Origin of the sequence: Enterobacter sp. HMSC16D10, from assembly GCF_001807145.1 — a bacterium.
Taxonomy (GTDB): domain Bacteria; phylum Pseudomonadota; class Gammaproteobacteria; order Enterobacterales; family Enterobacteriaceae; genus Enterobacter; species Enterobacter roggenkampii.
On record NZ_KV787862.1, the window covers coordinates 76213 to 94675 of the forward strand.

Sequence of the window (18463 nt, forward strand, 5' to 3'; positions counted from 1 at the left end):
CGGCTATCCGGGGTTATTTTTTTAGCGTGCGACACGCAGTCCGTGTTCAATCCCCCGGCTGAATACCACCTGCCAGAGCTGAATATCCCGTGCGCGAAACGCCCCCGCGCAGGCATTCAGATAATAGCTAAACATCCGTTTAAATCGTTCTGAATAGTTGTCCGCAATCTCGGGCCAGGCTTTCTGGAAACGTTCATGCCATGCCATTAAGGTGGTGTCGTAGTCTGCGCCAAAGTTATGCCAGTCTTCCATTACGAAATGGGATTCACTGGCGTTGGCAATCTGGCGAACGGACGGTAAACAGCCATTCGGAAAGATATATTTATTGATCCACGGGTCAACGTTGTTGTCGGTCCGCTTAGAGCCGATGGTGTGCAGCAGGAAGAGGCCGTCCGGTTTCAAATTACGATCCACCACCTCAAAGTAGGTGTCGTAGTTTTTTGGCCCCACGTGCTCGAACATGCCGACGGAAACGATCCGGTCGAACTGCTCGTTCAGGTCACGGTAGTCCTGCAGCCGGATATCCACGTCAAGACCCTGACAGCGCTCCCGCGCCATTTTTTGCTGTTCCGCTGAGATCGTGACGCCGACCACGCTGACGCCGTAGTGCTTCGCCATAAAATACGCCAGCCCGCCCCAGCCGCAGCCGATATCCAGCACGCGCATGCCGGGCTGTAGCTGCAGCTTCTCGCTGATCAGGCGCAGCTTGGCCTGCTGTGCTTCCTCAAGCGTCGACGCGTCTTTCCAGTAGGCGCAGGAATATTGCATGAAAGGGTCCAGCATGCGGCTGAACAGGTCGTTGCCGAGATCGTAATGTTCTTTGCCGACGATCCATGCGCGTTTTTTACTTTGCAAGTTAAACAGTCGGGCAGAGGCGACACGCAGGGTGTCTTTCAGATTGCGGGGGAGTTGATTTTCCAGACCGGCGCGCAACACGCTGGCAAAAAAGATATCCAGACGTTCGCACTCCCACCAGCCGTCCATATAACTTTCTCCCAGGCCTAACGATCCTTCCCGCAACACGCGTTTAAAAAAGTCGGGATGTTTTACCTGGGGATCGGATGGCGAAGATCCGTTGATAGTGATGCCTGCTCGACCTAACAGTTCACTGACGATCCGGGACCAGTTGTCGTCCGGAACGCTGACTTCTTCTATACACGATGAACTCATAGCTTCTCCATCACCCTGATGTGATCAGAACCTTCAAACAGCGTAGACGCTTTTTTTGTTTTGTGAGAAATCTCACGGTAAATACCGCGAGGCTAGTATCCGACGTAGAACAGAGGAAGGGAGATAACCCTTGCCGAAATGCCTTCCATGGTAAAACGGGAGCACTCCGGCTCCCGTTAACACTTAATATTTATCGTATTTAATCGAACCAAATTTAGTATAGGCCTCAAAATTTGGTGATTCAATAGAAAATTGTTAGCAACCTAATCACTGAAATGTAACATGATTTCTGGCGCGATCAGGCATGCGAAGTTTCCACCTGCGCACCGCTATCCTGCTCACGCTGCGCGGACGCCTGCATGCGGTAACCCAATACCGCCAGCGCAACGGTGACCAGCATCACGCTGGTGGTGGTTAACAGCGGTGTCGCAATCAGCGCCGAGACCACCAGGCTTGCGAGGAAGCACAGACCCAGCTGCAGGGTATTTTGCAGCGCGGCGGCGCGGCCTGTCGCCTGCGGGAACGGACGTAACGCCTGTGCCACCACGATCGGGTAAATCGCCCCGTTCGCCACGGCCATCACGCAGAAGGGAATCAAAATTTCAGCCAGGCCCGCGCCCGGAATAAACCCGACGGCCCAGGTACCGATGACGCTCAGCGCATAGAGCACCAGCAGCCATGGTAGCATCTGCTGACCTTCCCATTTTTGCAGCGCCGCGCGGCAGCCGTACCCGCCCACCAGGAACGCGATGGTCTGCGGAACATAGCTCAGACCGATGGCCGCCGGGCTGTAGCCCATATCGTGCAGAATAAACGGCGAGCCGGTGAGCCACGCGAAGAAGCTGGCCGAACAGGCGGCATAAATCAGGACATTCCCGCGATACGCCTTGGCGCTCAGCAGGGAGGTGAAGGTAATCGGCTTCGCGTCGGCATGCGCCTCTTTTTTATGCGCGGGCTTAAGGGCAAACGCCGGCAGCATCAGCACCAGCGTGATGGCAAACAGCGTGGCAAAAATGGCCTGCCAGTCAAAGTGCGCGAGGATCCAGCTGCCCAGCAGCGGAGCCAGGGCAGGGGAAAGACCCACCAGCGGCATAATGGTGGCGAAAATACGGTTTGTGCGGTTAGCCGGGTAGTAGTCGGTCACCAGCGCCTGCCAGGTCACCGCCGCAGCACAGACGCCCACGGCCTGAATAAAGCGCAGCACCAGCAACCAGGTAGCATCGCGCACCCACAGCATCCCCAGGCAGCCCACGGCAAAAATGGCCAGACCCAGCAGCAGTACTGGTTTACGGCCGAAGCGATCCGAGAGCGGTCCCCAGAGCAGCTGGGCGAAAGCAAAACCGGCAAGGAACAGGCTCAGGCTGGCGCTGATGGCCGCGGCAGGGGTTTGCAGGTCTTCCTGCATCGCGGCAAACGCGGGCAGGTACATGTCGGTGGCCAAAAAGCCCAGCACGCTTAAGCCGCCGAGCCAGACTAAAAATCCTTTCCTGGGTTGCATTCTTTTATTCTCCTGAGGAGGCAGGTGTACGTTGGCGCAGAGTGTAGGGAGTGCAAAGCGGCTTGTGAAACGCTAATATTTGGCGGGTGCATTCAAATTTTTTGCAGGCAGAAAATGTGGTCAGATTATTCTCTTGAAGTGGTCGATGCTGTGGCGCGTAACGGCAGCTTTAGCGGTGCAGCGCAGGAGTTGCACCGCGTCCCTTCGGCCATCAGCTACACGGTGCGTCAGCTTGAGGAGTGGCTGGCGGTTCCGCTGTTTGAACGGCGGCATCGCGACGTGGAATTAACGCCCGCCGGAGCATGGTTTTTGAAAGAAGGGCGTTCTGTTATCAAAAAAATGCAGATCACCCGCGAACAGTGTCAGCAGATCGCCAACGGCTGGCGGGGGCATCTCGCCATCGCGGTAGATAACATCGTGAAGCCGGAACGCACCCGACAAATGATCGTGGATTTCTATCGTCATTTCTCTGACGTCGAGCTACGGGTCTCGCAGGAGGTGTTCAACGGCGTCTGGGATGCGCTGGCGGACGGCAGGGCGGAGATGGCGATTGGCGCGACGCAGGCGATCCCGGTCGGGGGACGTTACGCCTTTCGCGACATGGGGATGCTGAGCTGGAAATGCGTGGTGGCCAGCGATCATCCTCTGGCAGCGATGGAAGGTCCGCTGAGCGACGATACGCTGCGCAACTGGCCATCACTAGTGCTGGAGGATACGTCCCGTTCATTGCCCAAGCGTATCACCTGGCTTCTGGACAACCAGCGGCGGGTGGTGGCTCCTGACTGGGAATCATCGGCGACGTGCCTCAGCGCCGGGCTGTGCGTCGCGATGGTGCCCGCACATTTTGCGCGTCCGCGCATCGATACCGGAGAATGGGTTGAACTGACGCTGGAGAATCCGTTCCCGGACGCGGCCTGCTGCCTGACCTGGCAACAAAATGATGTCTCGCCCGCCATGGCCTGGCTGCTGGATTATCTGGGGGACAGCGAAACCCTAAACCGGGAATGGTTACGGGAGCCAGCGTAGCTGGCCCCGTCAAGGGATTAACGACGGTAGTCGCGGAACGGACCGTCCGCAACGGAACGGCGTTCAATCAGGCGCGGGTGAACTTCAATGGACTGCGACTCTTCGCGCTTGTTGACGATCCTGTCCAACAGCATATTGAAGGCCGTTTCGCCCAGCGAATCTTTTGGCTGGTGAATGGTTGTCAGCGCCGGGGTGAAGAAGCGCGCGTTACGCACGTTGTCATACCCGATCACGGAAATATCCTGCGGTACGCGCAGACCCAGCTCATCGGCGGCGCAGAGCGCGCCCATGGCCATGATGTCACCGCCGCAGAAAACGGCGGTCGGGCGGTGCGGCTGGGAAACGATCTGCTGCATCGCGCGGTAGCCTGATTCCGGCTCAAAGTCGCCCTGCACGATCCAGTTTTCCGGCACGGTGATCAGCGCTTCTTCCATTGCTTTCATAAAACCGGCCAGACGGCCCGCGCCGGTGTTACGCTCCAGCGGGCCGGGGATCACGCCAATCTCGCGGTGACCGCGTTCGATCAGGTAACGACCCGCCATGTAACCGCCTTCAAAGGCGTTGTCGATAACGGAGTCGGTGAAGTCCGCGCGCGCTTCACCCCAGTCCATGACCACCATGGGGATATGGCGATACTCTTCCAGCATCGACAGCACGGATTCCGGGTACTCGGAACACATGACCAGCAGGCCATCGACGCGCTTTTGCGCCATCATCGACAGGTAGGCGCGCTGTTTTTCTATGCTGTTCCACGCGTTGCCCAGAATCAGGGTATAGCCTTTCTGGAAGCAGTTCTTCTCTACCGCTTCTATGATCTCGGCAAAATAGGCCGCTTCACTGCTGGTCGCCAGCAATCCAATGGATTTGGTGTGATTAACCTTGAGGCTGCGCGCAACCGCACTTGGCGAATAGTGCAGCTCTTTGATTGCTGCCCAGACGGCGTTGCGCGTCTCTTCCGCCACAAAGCGGGTTTTGTTAATTACATGTGATACGGTTGTAGTGGAAACGTTTGCGCGTTTTGCTACGTCTTTAATTGTTGCCATTAAATGTCACTCCAGACCATATCCTAAACTCCTGAAAAACTTGAAGGTAAACGTTTGCCTTCTCTCACCCTTATCACGCAATCTTGAATTGCGGCACGCCGGGAAAACGACACGGGACGTCAGGAGGGGGTCAATGGCCGGTACGCTAATAAATTTAGCGTGGAATTTTGTCCTATCTTGATGAAAAGGGGAAGAGGTAAAGTGTTTATCAGCCTAAATCCAGGAAGATTTTTGACGTAAATTATGCAAAAATGAGCAGGCTCACTTTTCGTGGGGGGATTAAAAGGAGAAAAATTGATGAGTTCCGATCTGAAGTTTTCGCTGTTCACCACCGTGGTTGTGCTGGCTCTGATTGTCGCGGCGGGTCTGACGGCCGCGCTGCACTGATTTACGCGGAGGGAGAGCCTTCTCCCTCCCGCTCACCTCGATTGTTACTCCTAAGGCAAAAATCTTTTGCCATTTTGTTAACTTCTCATTTTTTGTGATTGATGTCATGCTTTCCGCTTCTTTGTTCTGTGTCACCACATGACACGGCATCCGGAGTTGACGCATGAAAATCAATTTTCCCCTGCTGGCCCTGGCGATTGGCGCTTTTGGGATTGGCACCACTGAATTTTCCCCGATGGGGTTACTGCCCGTTATCGCCCGCGGCGTGGACGTCTCGATCCCTGCGGCCGGCATGTTAATCAGCGCCTACGCCATTGGCGTGATGGTGGGGGCGCCGCTGATGACGCTTCTCCTTTCACACCGCGCGCGCCGCAATGCGCTGATTTTCCTGATGGCGATTTTCACCCTCGGCAACGTGCTTTCGGCCATTTCGCCGGACTACACCACGTTGATGCTGTCGCGTATTCTGACCAGCCTTAACCACGGCGCGTTCTTTGGGCTCGGATCGGTTGTGGCGGCTAGCGTGGTGCCGAAACACAAGCAGGCCAGCGCCGTAGCCACCATGTTTATGGGCCTGACCATCGCTAACATCGGCGGCGTTCCTGCGGCAACCTGGCTGGGCGAGGTCATTGGCTGGCGGATGTCCTTCCTGGCGACGGCCGGACTGGGCGTGGTCGCGATGGTGGCCTTGTTCTTCTCCCTGCCAAAGGGCAGCGCCGGAGAACGTCCGGAAGTGCGTAAGGAGCTGGCGGTGCTGATGCGCCCGCAGGTGCTCTCCGCGCTGCTGACCACCGTGCTGGGGGCAGGGGCGATGTTTACCCTCTACACCTATATTTCACCTGTGCTGCATGACATCACCCACGCAACGCCTCTCTTCGTTACCGCGATGCTGGTGCTGATTGGCGTGGGCTTCTCGATTGGCAACTATCTCGGCGGGAAATTTGCCGACCGTTCCGTGAGCGGAACGCTGAAGGGCTTCTTAACCCTGCTGATTGTTATCATGATCGCCATTCCGTGGCTGGCGCGCAACGAGTTTGGTGCCGCGATCGCAATGGTCGTCTGGGGGGCTGCAACGTTCGCGGTGGTGCCACCGCTGCAGATGCGCGTGATGCGTGTCGCGCATGAAGCGCCGGGCCTCTCATCCTCGGTCAATATTGGTGCTTTCAACCTGGGCAATGCGCTCGGTGCGGCGGCCGGGGGGGCCGTGATTTCCGGTGGGCTGGGGTACAGTTTTGTGCCGGTGATGGGGGCGATTATTGCCGCGCTCGGTCTGCTGCTGGTGATGATGTCGGGTCGTAAACAGCCAGAAGCAGCCTGCGCTGCGGAATAAACCAAAAACGCAGAAGGGCGAACCCTTCTGCGTGTCTCTTACGCGGCGAAGTTCTTCGCCACAAAGTCCCAGTTAACCAGTGCCCAGAAGTGCTCCAGGTAGTTAGGGCGCGCGTTACGGTAATCGATGTAGTAAGCGTGTTCCCATACGTCCACGGTCATCAGCGGCTTCGCGCTGGTGGTCAGCGGGGTGCCTGCGTTAGAGGTAGACACGATAGCCAGTTTGCCATCCGCCTCTTTGACCAGCCACGTCCAGCCTGAACCGAAGTTCTTGATGGCGGCATCGGTGAACTTCGCTTTGAATTCCGCGAAGCTGCCAAAGGCGGCGTTAATGGCGGTAGCCAGTTCACCGACAGGTTCGCCACCGGCGTTTGGCGCCAGGCAGTGCCAGTAGAAGGTGTGGTTCCACACCTGAGCGGCGTTGTTGAATACGCCACCCTCAGAACTGCGCACGATCTCTTCCAGCGTTTTGCCTTCAAAATCGGTGCCCTTGATCAGGTTATTCAGGTTGGTGACGTACGTCTGGTGATGCTTGCCGTAGTGATATTCCAGGGTTTCCGCAGAAATGTGCGGGGCCAGGGCGTCTTTTGCATACGGTAGTGCAGGTAATTCGAACGACATTGCTTCTCTCCTTATTGTATTTTGTGTTGCCAATAACCACACAGACAACAAGGACAGGATAGCAAATTGAAAGGGTATGCAAAAGAGGAACTTACCCTGCCACGGGTGTGGCAGGGTAGGGGTTAGCGAATGGTTTTCGGCGTCATCACGCGACGCGCGCCGACGTAATGGCGTACCCAGTAGTCTTCACTGAGCGAGGTGATCTGAATATCCTGGCCGCTACGCGGTGACTGGATGAATTTTCCGTTGCCGACATAGACGCCAACGTGGTCAGCTGTCCCGCGGCCCTGCGTGCGGAAGAAGACCAGATCGCCGTTCTCCAGCTCTCCACGGTTGACCGGGGAAGCATCGCGCAGGTGGTACATCTCGTTGGCGGTACGCGGAATGCGGAACTTGACCAGATCTTTATAGGCGTAATAGACGAGGCCGCTGCAGTCAAAACCGGTACGTGGCGAAGTCCCGCCCCAGTGATACGGTTTGCCAATCTGCCCCATCAGCTTGTTCATTGCGGTTTTTTGCGCTTTCTGGACGCGCACTTTATGCACTTCCGCTATTTTGGTGACCTTGGTGCATTTCGCCTTATGGCCTTTACGCGCGATGCATTTTTCAGTCACGAGGTTAGCGGCGGTTTGCGAAGCTTTACTTTTGGCGGTGTGGGCAGTGCGGGAAGAGGTGGTTTTCGTCTTGCTGGAAGCGGTTTTTTTAGTCTGTGTGGTTGTCTTTTTCTTGTCGTTCTTAGCGGTGGTTTTTTTCTTACGTTCTGTGGCTTTCACCAGATGGTTTTTTTGTACAGCAGAATGCCGCGCCTGCTGAGAGGCGTTTGCCACTGGCGTGAAGGTGAGTGAAGTAAACAGTAAAGCACAGAGCGTGATCGAGATTTTATTTATCCGCGCCACTGGGCAGTCCCCTGATAAATGCAGGTCATCAATAATACCCGCGTGTGATTTACAAAGCCCGTCGATTCTAATCCATAAAAAGCCAGAAAGTTAATAGCATTTTTCAATCTACGATCCTGTTTCGTTAGCAAGTGCAAAAAAATTCATCGTTCTGTCGTACATTTGCCCATTCCCTAAGCAAAACCCTGGCTGACGCAGGGGTAAACACCATTTGCAATGCAACTTTTCATCACTCGGAGTAGAATGTCTATACGTGACAAAAATGTTATTTTCCGATGCCAGTCTGAACCGCTACAATGTCAGACGAATGCCGTAACAGAAGTTAAAGGAAGCAAGACATGAGCACCACTATTGAAAAAATCCAGCGCCAGATCGCTGAAAACCCGATTCTGCTGTATATGAAAGGTTCTCCAAAGCTGCCAAGCTGCGGCTTCTCCGCGCAAGCGGTTCAGGCGCTGTCTGCCTGTGGTGAGCGTTTTGCTTACGTTGATATCCTGCAGAACCCGGACATCCGCGCTGAGCTGCCTAAGTACGCGAACTGGCCGACCTTCCCACAACTGTGGGTAGACGGTGAACTGGTTGGCGGCTGCGATATCCTGATTGAAATGTATCAGCGCGGCGAACTGCAGCAGCTGATCAAAGAAACCGCGGCGAAGTACAAAACGGAAGAGCCGGACGCAGAGTAACTTTCTGCGGAAATAAAAAAGCGACCTGCTATGTGGTCGCTTTTTTTTTGTCGGGTGGCGCTGTGCTTACCCGACCTACTATTGGCGCTCGGCCTCATCATCCATCGGCAGCGGCCAGCCACCCAGACGCTTCCAGCGGTTGACGATCTCACAGAACAGCTCTGCGGTACGCTCCGTGTCATACAGCGCGGAGTGCGCCTGCGTGCCATCGAACGGAATGCCAGCCGTAATACAGGCCTTTGATAACACCGTTTGTCCCAGCGCCAGGCCGCTCAGCGCGGCGGTATCGAAGGTCACAAACGGGTGGAAGGGGTTGCGCTTGAGCGCGGCCCGCTCGGCGGCGGCCATGGTAAAGCTGTGATCGAAGGTGGCGTTATGAGCCACCATAATGGCGCGGCTGCAGTTGCTCTCCTTCATGCCTTTGCGCACCATTTTAAAAATGGCGTGCAGCGCATCATATTCACTGACGGCACCGCGCAGCGGGTTATGCGGATCGATACCGTTAAACGCCAGCGCTTCCGGCTGTAAGTTTGCCCCTTCGAAAGGTTCAACGTGGAAATGCAGCGTGGTGTCCGGTGTAAGCCAGCCCTGTTCATCCATCTTCAGCGTGATGGCGGCAATTTCGAGCAGCGCATCGGTTTTAGCGTTAAATCCGGCTGTTTCTACATCAATGACAACGGGATAAAAACCACGAAAACGGTCGCACAGACCGCTAAATTGAGCGTTATCGGACATCAGGGTCTCTTACATGGGGAAAAAGCAGAGCGCATTATGGCAAATTTTGCGGGGTGATGCAGTAAAACTACGGGCGCACGTTGCGCCCTGAGGGATCAGTTGCCCAGACCGCGACCGGCGTCTTTGGCTTCAATCAGCTCGATTTTGTAACCGTCCGGATCTTCCACAAACGCAATCACGGTGGTGCCGCCTTTTACCGGGCCCGCTTCGCGCGTAACGTTACCGCCATTTTTGCGAATGCGTTCGCACGCGTCAGCTGCGTTGTCCACTTCCAGCGCGATATGGCCGTAGGCCGTGCCCAGCTCATAGCTGTCAACGCCCCAGTTGTAGGTCAGCTCGATCACCGCTTCATCCGTTTCCGGGCCGTAACCCACGAATGCCAGCGAGTATTTGTATTCCGGGTTTTCGCTGGTGCGCAGCAGCTTCATGCCCAGGACGTTAGTGTAGAAATCGATTGAACGTTGCAGGTCGCCAACGCGCAGCATGGTGTGAAGTAGGCGCATAATTTCCTCATTAACCAATGGAATAAAAAAGCTTTTTGAACAGAAACGATGTTTTAGTATAGCGGCGAAGTGTCGCCGCTATCAATGAACAATGGCGAGATTACAGAGAAGGGTAGTCGGTGTAGCCTTCCGCGCCGCCGCCGTAGAAGCTTTCCGGACGCTGCGGGTTCAGCGCCGCTTTCTGCTGCAGACGGGCAACCAGATCCGGGTTGGCGATGTAGTCGCGGCCAAACGCGACGGCATCGATCAGCCCTTTATTAATCAGATCTTCGGCTTTTTCAGGCGTATAGGCACCTGCACCGATGATCACGCCGTGGAAGCGCTCGCGCACTTTCTGGCGGAAGGCTTCAGTGTAAGGCTTACCGCCGGCCCAGTCAGGCTCGGACATGTGCAGATAGGCAATACCGCGTTTGGCCAGCTCGTCAATCAGATAGAGCGCGTCCGCTTCCTCGTTCGGGCCGTTGTCGACGTTCTGGAAAGACCCGATTGGGGAAACGCGAATGCCGATACGGTCCGGGCTCCACTCCTTGCATACCGCATCCACCACTTCCAGCACCAGACGGGCGCGGTTTTCGACGCTGCCGCCGTACTGATCGGTGCGATGGTTTGACGACGGTGACAGGAACTGGTGCAGCAGATAGCCATGCGCGGAGTGCAGCTCAATCAGGTCAAAGCCGGCTTCACGGGCGTTGGCCACGGCCTGACGGAAGTCGTTAACAATCCCCGGGATTTCGTCCAGCTCCAGCGCGCGCGGCATAGAGGTATCCACGCGGATCGCGTTACCGTTTTCATCGCGCAGGGACGTACGGGTATTGGCGCTCAGGGCCGACGCGGAGACCGGTGCCTGACCGCCAGGCTGGATGCTGCTGTGAGAGATACGACCGGTGTGCCACAGCTGAACCGCAATGCGGCCCTCTTCAGCGTGAACGCCCGCGGTGATTTTCTGCCATGCCGCGATCTGCTCCGGGCTATGGAGGCCCGGCGCACCGGCGTAACCCTTCGCCTGAGCAGAGATCTGCGTGGCTTCCGTAATGATCAGGCCAGAGCTTGCGCGTTGACGGTAGTATTCGCCCATCAGCGGGGTTGGGATGTCACCCGGCTCAATGCTGCGCAGACGGGTCAGCGGAGCCATGAACACGCGGTTTGGCGCCGTGACGGCACCCACTTTCAATGGGGTAAACAGTTTTTCAGCTGACATAAAGACTCCTGAGTAGACCAGTCGACTAGTAATAAAGTAAATAAAAAGCGCCCGTTATACGCCAGGCGCAGTAATGCTGTTTTGCACATGTGCCAGCGCGCTTTCCAGCGGCAAGGCACTGCGCGAAATTTTTGCCTGCAGATTGGCCCCTAACCACAGGGAATAGAGCACCTGAGACTGCATTAAGGGGTCGCCGGTAAAGGCCAGCGTTTTTTCGTCGCGGCCTTTTTCCAGCGCCTGGGCCAGCAGGGCGATCACGCCGCGGGCACCCTTATCCATCGCCGAGCGCATATCTTCGGAAAGATCGCACACCTCGGCAGACAGCTTGACCGTCAGGCATCCGCTGATAATGCCCTGCTGACAGAACTGGTTCAGCGTTTCCTGATAGTAGTTCAGAACACGATCCCGATAGTTTCCTTCACCCGACGCAAAGTGGGTCGCCAGACGCTGGTGGTAGCCCGCGTAATGACGCTCCAGCATTGCCACGCCAAAGGCTTCTTTGGACCGGAAGTAGTGATAAAACGACCCCTTCGGTACCTCAGCGGTTTTTAATAACTCGCTCAACCCCATACCGGTAAACCCGCGATGCATGCAAAGACGCTCGCCGGTTGCCAGGAGATGTTCGCGGGTATCGTGTTCAGTATTTCTGCTCATGGCCGCACTCTAATAGACCGTTCGGTCTAATGCAAGCGAGTTTATTGCCGACATGCGTTCAGAATATCCAGCTGCTGTTGATAAACGTTTGATTTCACGTCCATCATACCCAGTACGGTCGAGAACAAATTGTCCTGGGAAACCGCATTTTTTGCAGCGTGGTCGCGTAAACACTGTTCATTGATGCCAAAGTTTTTCGCGTAGTCGGGTGACAGCCAGAACATAAACGGAATGTGCGTTTGCTGCTCCGGCGCCAGCATGTACGGCGTACCGTGCAGATAAATGCCGCTTTCACCCAGTGACTCACCGTGATCCGAGAGATAAATCAGGGCGGTGTTCATGCTTGCCTTGCGCGCTTTTAGGGCATCAATGGTTTTGCTGACCATGCTGTCGGTATACAGGATGGTGTTGTCATAGGTATTCATCAGCGCCTGATGGTCGCAATCCTGAATTTCATTGGTGTCGCAGGTTGGGGTAAATTTACGGAAAGTGTCCGGGTAACGGCGATAGTATGCCGGACCGTGGCTCCCCATCAGGTGGATAACCAGCACCGTGTCCTGCTTCAGACCATCCAGCACGTTGTCCAGACGGTAGAAATTCACATCATCAATACAGGATTTGTCTTTGCAGAACTGATCCAGATTCCACTGCGTCATATCGGTATGCGGTACGCGATCGCAGGCGCCTTTACAGCCGCCGTCGTTGTCGCGCCAGAGCAGGTTGATCCCCGCATGCTTGAGCACATCGAGCAGGCCTTCCTGATGGTGAGCCAGGTCGGCATCGTATTTGCTGCGCGTCATGCCCGAGAACATGCACGGAACGGAAACGGCGGTTTCAGTGCCGCATGAGGAGGCCTGCGGGAAGTTAATCACATCCTGCTTTTTCAGCTCCGGGTTCGTTTCACGATCGTAACCATTCAGGGAGTAGTTCGCCGCGCGAGAGGCTTCCCCAACGACCAGCACCAGAACGGTTTTCTTTTGCTGGCCGGAAATCAACGGTCCTTTATGGGCATCTTCGCCAATCCGCACCAGCGTTTGATCGCCGGCAAACCAGCGCATTTTGCTGTACTTCACCACGGCGCTGACATAGTTGGCCGGGGTCACCATTTTGACGATGCTTTTGTTGTTGCGAAACAGCGACGCGTAATCTTTATAAAACAGCGCCGCAATCAGGATAATCACCAGCAGGGCACCGAGCATCGCGGCGACGCGCGTCAGCAGGGCATACCACCATTTCCCGGTACGAATGCGGGTCAACGCCAGCACCACGGAGGGAACGAGGCCTGCGATAACAATCCACAGAATCATCTGCGGGGTCACCAGGGCTGTCGCTTCCTGAGAGTTGGTTTCGAACACGTTCACAATCATGTTCTGATCGATCACCGCGCCGTAGGTGTACATAAAGTAGGTGGCCGCGGCGCATCCGACCGTTAAGACGATCAGCAGCGGCTTACGGATATAGGGGATATTCAGCAGGCTAAAGACAATCACCCAGCCGCAAAACAGCACCAGCGGTACGGACGCGGCAAAGAGGATGTCGTGCAGGTGCGCAGGGGCAATAATGGCCCAGCTGCGCTGGATAAACAGCCCATTAATCAACGTAAAAAAGAGTGCACAGCCCAGAGTAAATTTAATGTCGTTACATTGTAACTTTTTGATTAACCACATCGATCGGTAAACCTGTCATTGTCATGATGGGCCGAGTATAAAGAAGGAAGATTAGTGAAACCTTAATGCCACAAATCTGTGGTATGGGCCTTGCACGTGGCGCGTTTAGCGTCTTCACTGTAGGTGAGAGTGGTTATCCGGAGGTGAGTGTGGCAGAGCAGCTGGAGTTTTTCCCCATCCAGAGCCCGTGCCGGGGGATTTGTCAGGTGGATGAACGCGGATATTGCCGCGGGTGCATGCGTACCCGCGATGAGCGTTTTAACTGGCAAAACTTTAGCGACACGCAAAAGCAGGAGGTGTTACGCCTCTGCCGTCAGCGTCTTCTGCGCAAAATACGCGCAAACAAAGCCGGTGAGACCGAAGAACCCCAGCAACCTTCACTTTTTTAACACGGTAATTGCGTATACTCATGACATCACGTCCTTGAGGAAAATGTTATGGTTCAGCGAATTACCCTTGCCCCCCAGGGGCCAGAATTCTCCCGTTTTGTGATGGGCTACTGGCGCCTGATGGACTGGAATATGTCCCCCCTCCAGCTGGCGAGCTTTATTGAAGAGCATATCGATCTGGGCGTTACCACGGTCGACCATGCGGATATTTACGGTGGCTATCAGTGTGAAGCCGCATTCGGCGAGGCGCTCAAGCTGGTTCCGGCACTCCGCGACCGCATGGAGATCGTCACGAAGTGCGGGATTGCCACCACGGCAAAACCGGAACACGCCCTTGGGCATTACATCACCGACAGCGCGCATATCATCAGGAGCGCTGAGCAGTCTCTGGTCAACCTGGCGACCGACCGTATCGACCTGCTGTTAATCCATCGTCCGGACCCGCTCATGGATGCCGATGAGGTGGCAGAAGCCTTCCTGAACCTGCATCAGAGCGGCAAAGTGCGTCACTTTGGCGTTTCCAACTTTACCCCGGCGCAGTTTGCGCTGCTTCAGTCTCGTCTGCCGTTTACCCTCGCTACCAACCAGGTGGAGATCTCCCCGGTACATCAGCCGCTGCTGCTGGACGGGACTCTCGACCAGCTGCAGCAACTGCGCATTCGCCCGATGGCCTGGTCATGCCTGGGAGGCGGACGCCTGTTCAATGATGATGAATTCCAGCCGCTGCGTAACGAGCTGGACACCATCGCCCGCGAGCTGAACGCGGAGAGCATCGAACAGGTGGTTTACGCCTGGATCCTGCGTCTGCCGTCAAAACCGCTGCCGATTATTGGTTCTGGCAAAATTGAACGCGTGCGTTCTGCACTGGCCGCTGAAGAGCTGCAGATGACCCGCCAGCAGTGGTTCCGCATCCGCAAGGCTGCGCTGGGTTACGACGTGCCATAAACCGCCAGAAGATGACTTTCCGGTGAAATCTTTGCCCCTGGTATACACTTAAGGGGCAAAAAATAACCAGCGGAGGTCATATGAAGCGTTTTGCTCTGGCAATGGTCGCGCTGGTTGTTTGCGCAGGGGCGCAGGCAGCCAGCGACGAAGTGGAAATGAATCTCGTCACCTCTCAGGGGGTAGGTCAGTCCATCGGAACAGTGAAAATCACGGAAACCGATAAAGGACTGGAGTTCGCTCCCAACCTCAAAGCACTCCCTCCCGGTGAGCATGGTTTTCATGTTCACGCTAAAGGAAGCTGTCAGCCCGCGTTAAAAGAGGGGAAACCGTCGGCTGCGGAAGCGGCAGGCGGTCACCTTGACCCGCAGCACTCCGGCAAGCATGAGGGCCCGGAAGGCATGGGACATCTGGGCGATCTGCCCGTGCTGGTGGTCAATAACGACGGTAAAGCCACCGATCCCGTTGTCGCGCCGCGGCTGAAAAAGCTGGATGAGGTGAAAGGCAAAGCGCTGATGATCCATGTCGGCGGCGACAATATGTCCGATCAGCCTAAACCGCTTGGCGGCGGCGGGGCGCGTTATGCCTGCGGCGTGATCTGATCTCCAATCGTACCCGGCGGTGGTGCCTGTTCCAGCTGCGACAGCGAGCAGTGCAGCCGCCAGATTATCGAGGCCAAATCGCGGGCGGCGGGGAGATGATGTCGTGCAAGCGTATCGCAGATCCGCTGCAGTTCATTCAGCGTGGCTTCCAGCGGCCGCTGCTGGACCCCGCGTTCGCTCATGACATCACGCAGCAGGGAGATGCAAACGTCACGCACCTGCGACAGCGGGTCGGAACGCGTTTCCCACCCGCGAAGCTGCCAGACCACGTGCGAGCAGTTCAGCAGCACCACGCCCCAGCGCAGCAGCCAGCGCCGGGAAAGCGCGTCCTGGCTGTTATTGAGCTGGCTGACGTGATGATAAACCAGCGATTCATACTCACTCTCACGAAGATGCGGCTTGCGGCTGAGCTGGTCGACAAACCCCCGGCGTAACTCCCGGATATGCCTGCGGCTTTTGCGGGCATCGGAGCCGGGACGCAGCACCGCGAAGGCCAGCCACGCCAGCCCCACGCCAAGGATCTTTGCCAGGTTGTCATTGAGAAAATCGGCGTAATCGTACACCGGTGGATTCGTCACGGAGATAAACGAGCCCATAAAGACAATCAGCTGTCCCCACAGTCCCGCCAGCTTCGGCATCTGCAGCTTGAGTAGCTGCATGGTGGTCAACAGCGGAAAGAGGAACAGCAGGAACTGCCAGAGATCGCTTATCTGCACCATCAGGCCAAACTTCACCACGAAACTGAACAGCGACAGCAGCACCAGGGTGCGCAGCAGGAGCGTCAGCGAGTTAAACGGCGAGGCCGCGACGGAGTAAAGCACGCAGCTGATGGCGGCGAGCGTCAGGGCCGCCGTACCGGACTCCCACTGCGTGGTGATACTCCACGCGCCCACCAGCATCAGCGCGCAAAAGGTGCGAAAACCGCTCCACAGCGCCTCCAGGTAGTCAGTATGGCGGGCGAGAGCCGGGCTCCCGGGAACGTTGAACTCCGTAACCGGCGTGGCGTTCTCAACCGCGTTAATCCAGCGGCTGCTGCGCAGGTAGAGGCGGCAAAAGTAATTCAACCGCTGCCAGAAGGCGCGATGGCGATAATCATATTCATCCACGGGGGCGAGCGGGGCGATTATTCGCGCGACCGTGTAGATGTCTGCATCCGGGCGCGCAAGGGCCACGAGCAGCGTTTCTATCACCGCGCGCGTGTTTTCCGGCGGCGTCGGCCAGTTGAGCAGCATCCGGCGCAGGCTGGAGATGGCGCTGGTCATGCGCAGCTGCTGGTGCAGTAAATAATTAAGCAGGGTGTTCTGACGGCGAAAGCGGTAGTGGCTCCAGAACGCCTGAATACGCAGCAGATTCATTGTCAGGATCTGTCCTATCACCTTTTCATGGGCGAGACGGATCTCATCGCTGGTATCCGGTTGCCACAGCAGGCTCGCGTGTTCAAGCAACCGGGTGTGCATGGTTTTAAGGGCGGTGATGAGTGCGGTGCCGTCGGAAGTGCTGGGGAGGATCATCATCATAAATCCGCCGCAGAGGATCCCGACAATCACTTCGCAGACGCGCGCCTGTGCAATATCCCACAGCTCGGTGGTATCGAGCACATTCACCACCGGGAAGGCAATAATGGCGGCGGTATAGCCCGCCAGCTGGAAAGCGTAGGCGACGTTGTTGGTGAAATGGGCGCAGGCCCAGGTACAGCATCCCAGCCATGCCGCCATGCTCAGGAGGAACAGCCATGGGTCGTTCAGCGTGTGGCCGGCGATAATTAACGCCGCCGTGGCACCCAGCAGGCTGCCGGCGATACGCCCAAGGCTTTTACTGATCACCCCACCAACGGTGGGAAAACTCACCACTGCGGCAGAGGTCATCGCCCAGTACGGCTCATCCAGGTTCAGGTAATAGGCGACGGTCAGCGCCAGACACATGGCAATGCCGTTACGCAGCGCGTAGCGCCACTGAGGACGCGTCGCTTTCATCCACGGCGAGTTTTGCCAGGAGAGCGCCTGCAGCTTCATTAAGGGGTTCCGATGGAGACAGTGCAGGTGGTGCCGGATACCAGCGTGATGCCCTGCGGTAAATGGTCAAACTCCACGCGAACAGGCACGCGTTGAGCGAGACGCACCCAGGGGACGTTCGGCTTGATATCCGGCACCAGGCCGGAATCTGTTTCAACGCTTTGATCGTAAATGGCGCGACCAATGCTGGAGACGTGACCCTGTAACCTTTGCGAGCCGCTGTACAGCGTAATCGCTGCTGGCGATCCCTCGCGAATATGTCGAAGCTTGGTCTCTTCGAAGTAGCCCACTACGTAGAAGGAGTGGCTGTCGACCAGGGCGAAAACGGGCTGTCCCGTGGTGGCATAGTTACCCACGCGGGCGGAAAGGTTGGTCACCCATCCATCGACAGGGGCGGTAATCACGGTTTGGGTCAGCTCCCACTGCGCCTGCTTCAGCGTCGCCTCAGCCACGTTGACGCTCGCCTGCATCGCCTTAACGTTGAGGTTGGCGGTATCTAAATCTTCCGCGGAGATGTAGTTTTGCGACAGGTGACGGCGGCGGTTGGCCTCGTTGTTGGCCTTTGCCAGATCAGACTGGGCTTTTGCCAGCTGCGCCTGGGCATTCAGAATCGCGATATGGTACGGCGTGTCGTCGATTCGGAATAAAACCTCTCCCTTTTTAACGTACTGGTTATCCTTAACCAGCAGCGACGTAATGCTTCCCGATACCTGCGGGGTAATGCTGACCTGCTCAGCGCGAATCTTACCGTCACGCGTCCAGGGCGACTGCATGTAATAATTCCAGAGCCACCATCCGGCGACCAGCGCAAGGACCAGGACAAACAGGGTGGAAAAGTACTTCAGCGTTTTCAGGGGCATAGTCACCACACGATCAGAACAGCAAGGCCCAGGCACACGGAGAGGGCAAACAGGGAGAGATCCATCAGCATGGGATGCCAGATTTCGCCGGAGTACATCCAGTCGCGAAGCAGGCGATGCGCGATGAGCCAAAGAATAAAGCCCACCAGCACGGCCTTAAACAGAGGGGGAAAGTAGACTGACGCACCGAAGATCAGGTCCTGGAGGGGTAAACCCTCTGAGCGATGAAAAAAGGTCACGAGCAG

The 18463-nt window shown here is 56.5% G+C and carries 20 protein-coding genes; 7 read left to right on the forward strand and 13 right to left on the reverse strand.

The features are described 5' to 3' along the window. Window positions 1–21: 21 nt before the first annotated feature. Together cfa and punC are read right to left on the reverse strand one after the other, a co-directional pair. Window positions 22–1170 carry a cyclopropane fatty acyl phospholipid synthase gene (gene cfa, locus HMPREF3143_RS08355; RefSeq protein WP_008500601.1) on the reverse strand — a complete coding sequence of 383 codons (1149 nt, stop codon included), beginning with the start codon at window positions 1168–1170 and terminating at the stop codon, window positions 22–24. A gap of 298 nt (window positions 1171–1468) precedes the next feature. Further along, window positions 1469–2668, reverse strand: coding sequence for a purine nucleoside transporter PunC (gene punC / locus HMPREF3143_RS08360; RefSeq protein WP_045910322.1), 1200 nt, complete (start codon window positions 2666–2668; stop codon window positions 1469–1471). A 114-nt stretch (window positions 2669–2782) separates the two neighbouring features. Between punC and punR the strand changes: the two genes are divergently transcribed. Continuing rightward, window positions 2783–3694: a DNA-binding transcriptional activator PunR gene (punR, locus tag HMPREF3143_RS08365; RefSeq protein WP_008500598.1), complete on the forward strand. Its 912-nt coding sequence runs from the start codon at window positions 2783–2785 to the stop codon at window positions 3692–3694. 17 nt (window positions 3695–3711) lie between these two features. Here the strand turns inward: punR and purR are convergent, their stop codons facing one another. Beyond that, a complete protein-coding gene (gene purR, locus HMPREF3143_RS08370; protein ID WP_008500597.1) occupies window positions 3712–4737 on the reverse strand; it encodes an HTH-type transcriptional repressor PurR in 1026 nt (341 codons plus the stop codon). Window positions 4738–5034: 297 nt separating this feature from the next. Here purR and HMPREF3143_RS25575 point away from each other — a divergent pair, with 297 nt between their 5' ends. Both HMPREF3143_RS25575 and HMPREF3143_RS08380 read left to right on the forward strand, forming a co-directional pair. Beyond that, window positions 5035–5124: a cytochrome bd-I oxidase subunit CydH gene (locus tag HMPREF3143_RS25575; RefSeq protein WP_008500596.1), complete on the forward strand. Its 90-nt coding sequence runs from the start codon at window positions 5035–5037 to the stop codon at window positions 5122–5124. Between the two features lie 163 nt (window positions 5125–5287). Continuing rightward, on the forward strand, window positions 5288–6454 hold the full coding sequence (locus HMPREF3143_RS08380; RefSeq protein ID WP_021241126.1) for an MFS transporter: 1167 nt from the start codon (window positions 5288–5290) through the stop codon (window positions 6452–6454). Between the two features lie 38 nt (window positions 6455–6492). On the opposite strand, the gene sodB is transcribed toward HMPREF3143_RS08380, so the two are convergent. After that, complete coding sequence (gene sodB, locus HMPREF3143_RS08385) at window positions 6493–7074, reverse strand: superoxide dismutase [Fe] (protein WP_023292633.1); 582 nt, start codon at window positions 7072–7074, stop codon at window positions 6493–6495. Between the two features lie 122 nt (window positions 7075–7196). Continuing rightward, the gene (locus tag HMPREF3143_RS08390; protein ID WP_021241128.1) at window positions 7197–7970 is read right to left on the reverse strand and encodes a C40 family peptidase; all 774 of its coding nucleotides are present in this window, start codon (window positions 7968–7970) and stop codon (window positions 7197–7199) included. 338 nt (window positions 7971–8308) lie between these two features. On the opposite strand from HMPREF3143_RS08390, the gene grxD reads away from it, so the two are divergent. Next, on the forward strand, window positions 8309–8656 hold the full coding sequence (grxD, locus tag HMPREF3143_RS08395; protein WP_003832760.1) for a monothiol glutaredoxin 4: 348 nt from the start codon (window positions 8309–8311) through the stop codon (window positions 8654–8656). 78 nt (window positions 8657–8734) lie between these two features. On the opposite strand, the gene rnt is transcribed toward grxD, so the two are convergent. From rnt to eptA, 5 genes are all read right to left on the reverse strand, one after another. Continuing rightward, the gene (gene rnt / locus HMPREF3143_RS08400; RefSeq protein WP_032674625.1) at window positions 8735–9391 is read right to left on the reverse strand and encodes a ribonuclease T; all 657 of its coding nucleotides are present in this window, start codon (window positions 9389–9391) and stop codon (window positions 8735–8737) included. Window positions 9392–9486: 95 nt separating this feature from the next. Further along, the gene (gloA, locus tag HMPREF3143_RS08405; RefSeq protein ID WP_008500591.1) at window positions 9487–9894 is read right to left on the reverse strand and encodes a lactoylglutathione lyase; all 408 of its coding nucleotides are present in this window, start codon (window positions 9892–9894) and stop codon (window positions 9487–9489) included. 100 nt (window positions 9895–9994) lie between these two features. Next, window positions 9995–11092 (reverse strand): alkene reductase, encoded by a 1098-nt coding sequence (locus HMPREF3143_RS08410; RefSeq protein WP_044596746.1) that lies wholly within the window; start codon window positions 11090–11092, stop codon window positions 9995–9997. A gap of 54 nt (window positions 11093–11146) precedes the next feature. Beyond that, on the reverse strand, window positions 11147–11746 hold the full coding sequence (locus HMPREF3143_RS08415; protein WP_070532611.1) for a TetR/AcrR family transcriptional regulator: 600 nt from the start codon (window positions 11744–11746) through the stop codon (window positions 11147–11149). Between the two features lie 41 nt (window positions 11747–11787). Further along, window positions 11788–13413 carry a phosphoethanolamine transferase EptA gene (gene eptA, locus HMPREF3143_RS08420; RefSeq protein ID WP_070532613.1) on the reverse strand — a complete coding sequence of 542 codons (1626 nt, stop codon included), beginning with the start codon at window positions 13411–13413 and terminating at the stop codon, window positions 11788–11790. Window positions 13414–13562: 149 nt separating this feature from the next. Here eptA and HMPREF3143_RS08425 point away from each other — a divergent pair, with 149 nt between their 5' ends. The 3 genes from HMPREF3143_RS08425 (at window position 13563) to sodC (ending at window position 15346) form a co-directional block, all read left to right on the forward strand. After that, complete coding sequence (locus tag HMPREF3143_RS08425; RefSeq protein ID WP_008500587.1) at window positions 13563–13802, forward strand: DUF1289 domain-containing protein; 240 nt, start codon at window positions 13563–13565, stop codon at window positions 13800–13802. A 48-nt stretch (window positions 13803–13850) separates the two neighbouring features. Then, window positions 13851–14747, forward strand: coding sequence for an aldo/keto reductase (locus HMPREF3143_RS08430; RefSeq protein WP_008500585.1), 897 nt, complete (start codon window positions 13851–13853; stop codon window positions 14745–14747). Window positions 14748–14827: 80 nt separating this feature from the next. Then, complete coding sequence (gene sodC / locus HMPREF3143_RS08435) at window positions 14828–15346, forward strand: superoxide dismutase [Cu-Zn] SodC (protein WP_008500584.1); 519 nt, start codon at window positions 14828–14830, stop codon at window positions 15344–15346. Here the strand turns inward: sodC and HMPREF3143_RS08440 are convergent. From HMPREF3143_RS08440 to HMPREF3143_RS08450, 3 genes are read right to left on the reverse strand one after another with little or no spacing between them, the layout of a single operon-like run. After that, on the reverse strand, window positions 15325–17358 hold the full coding sequence (locus tag HMPREF3143_RS08440) for an FUSC family protein (protein WP_070532616.1): 2034 nt from the start codon (window positions 17356–17358) through the stop codon (window positions 15325–15327). The two genes, sodC and HMPREF3143_RS08440, sit on opposite strands and share 22 nt — an antisense overlap. Beyond that, window positions 17358–18218 (reverse strand): efflux RND transporter periplasmic adaptor subunit, encoded by an 861-nt coding sequence (locus tag HMPREF3143_RS08445; protein WP_023292627.1) that lies wholly within the window; start codon window positions 18216–18218, stop codon window positions 17358–17360. The genes HMPREF3143_RS08440 and HMPREF3143_RS08445 overlap by 1 nt, the downstream gene beginning before the upstream one ends. Before the next feature lie 2 nt (window positions 18219–18220). Continuing rightward, entirely contained in the window at window positions 18221–18457 is a 237-nt protein-coding gene (locus HMPREF3143_RS08450; RefSeq protein WP_039266199.1) for a DUF1656 domain-containing protein, read from the reverse strand. Window positions 18458–18463 lie beyond the last annotated feature (6 nt).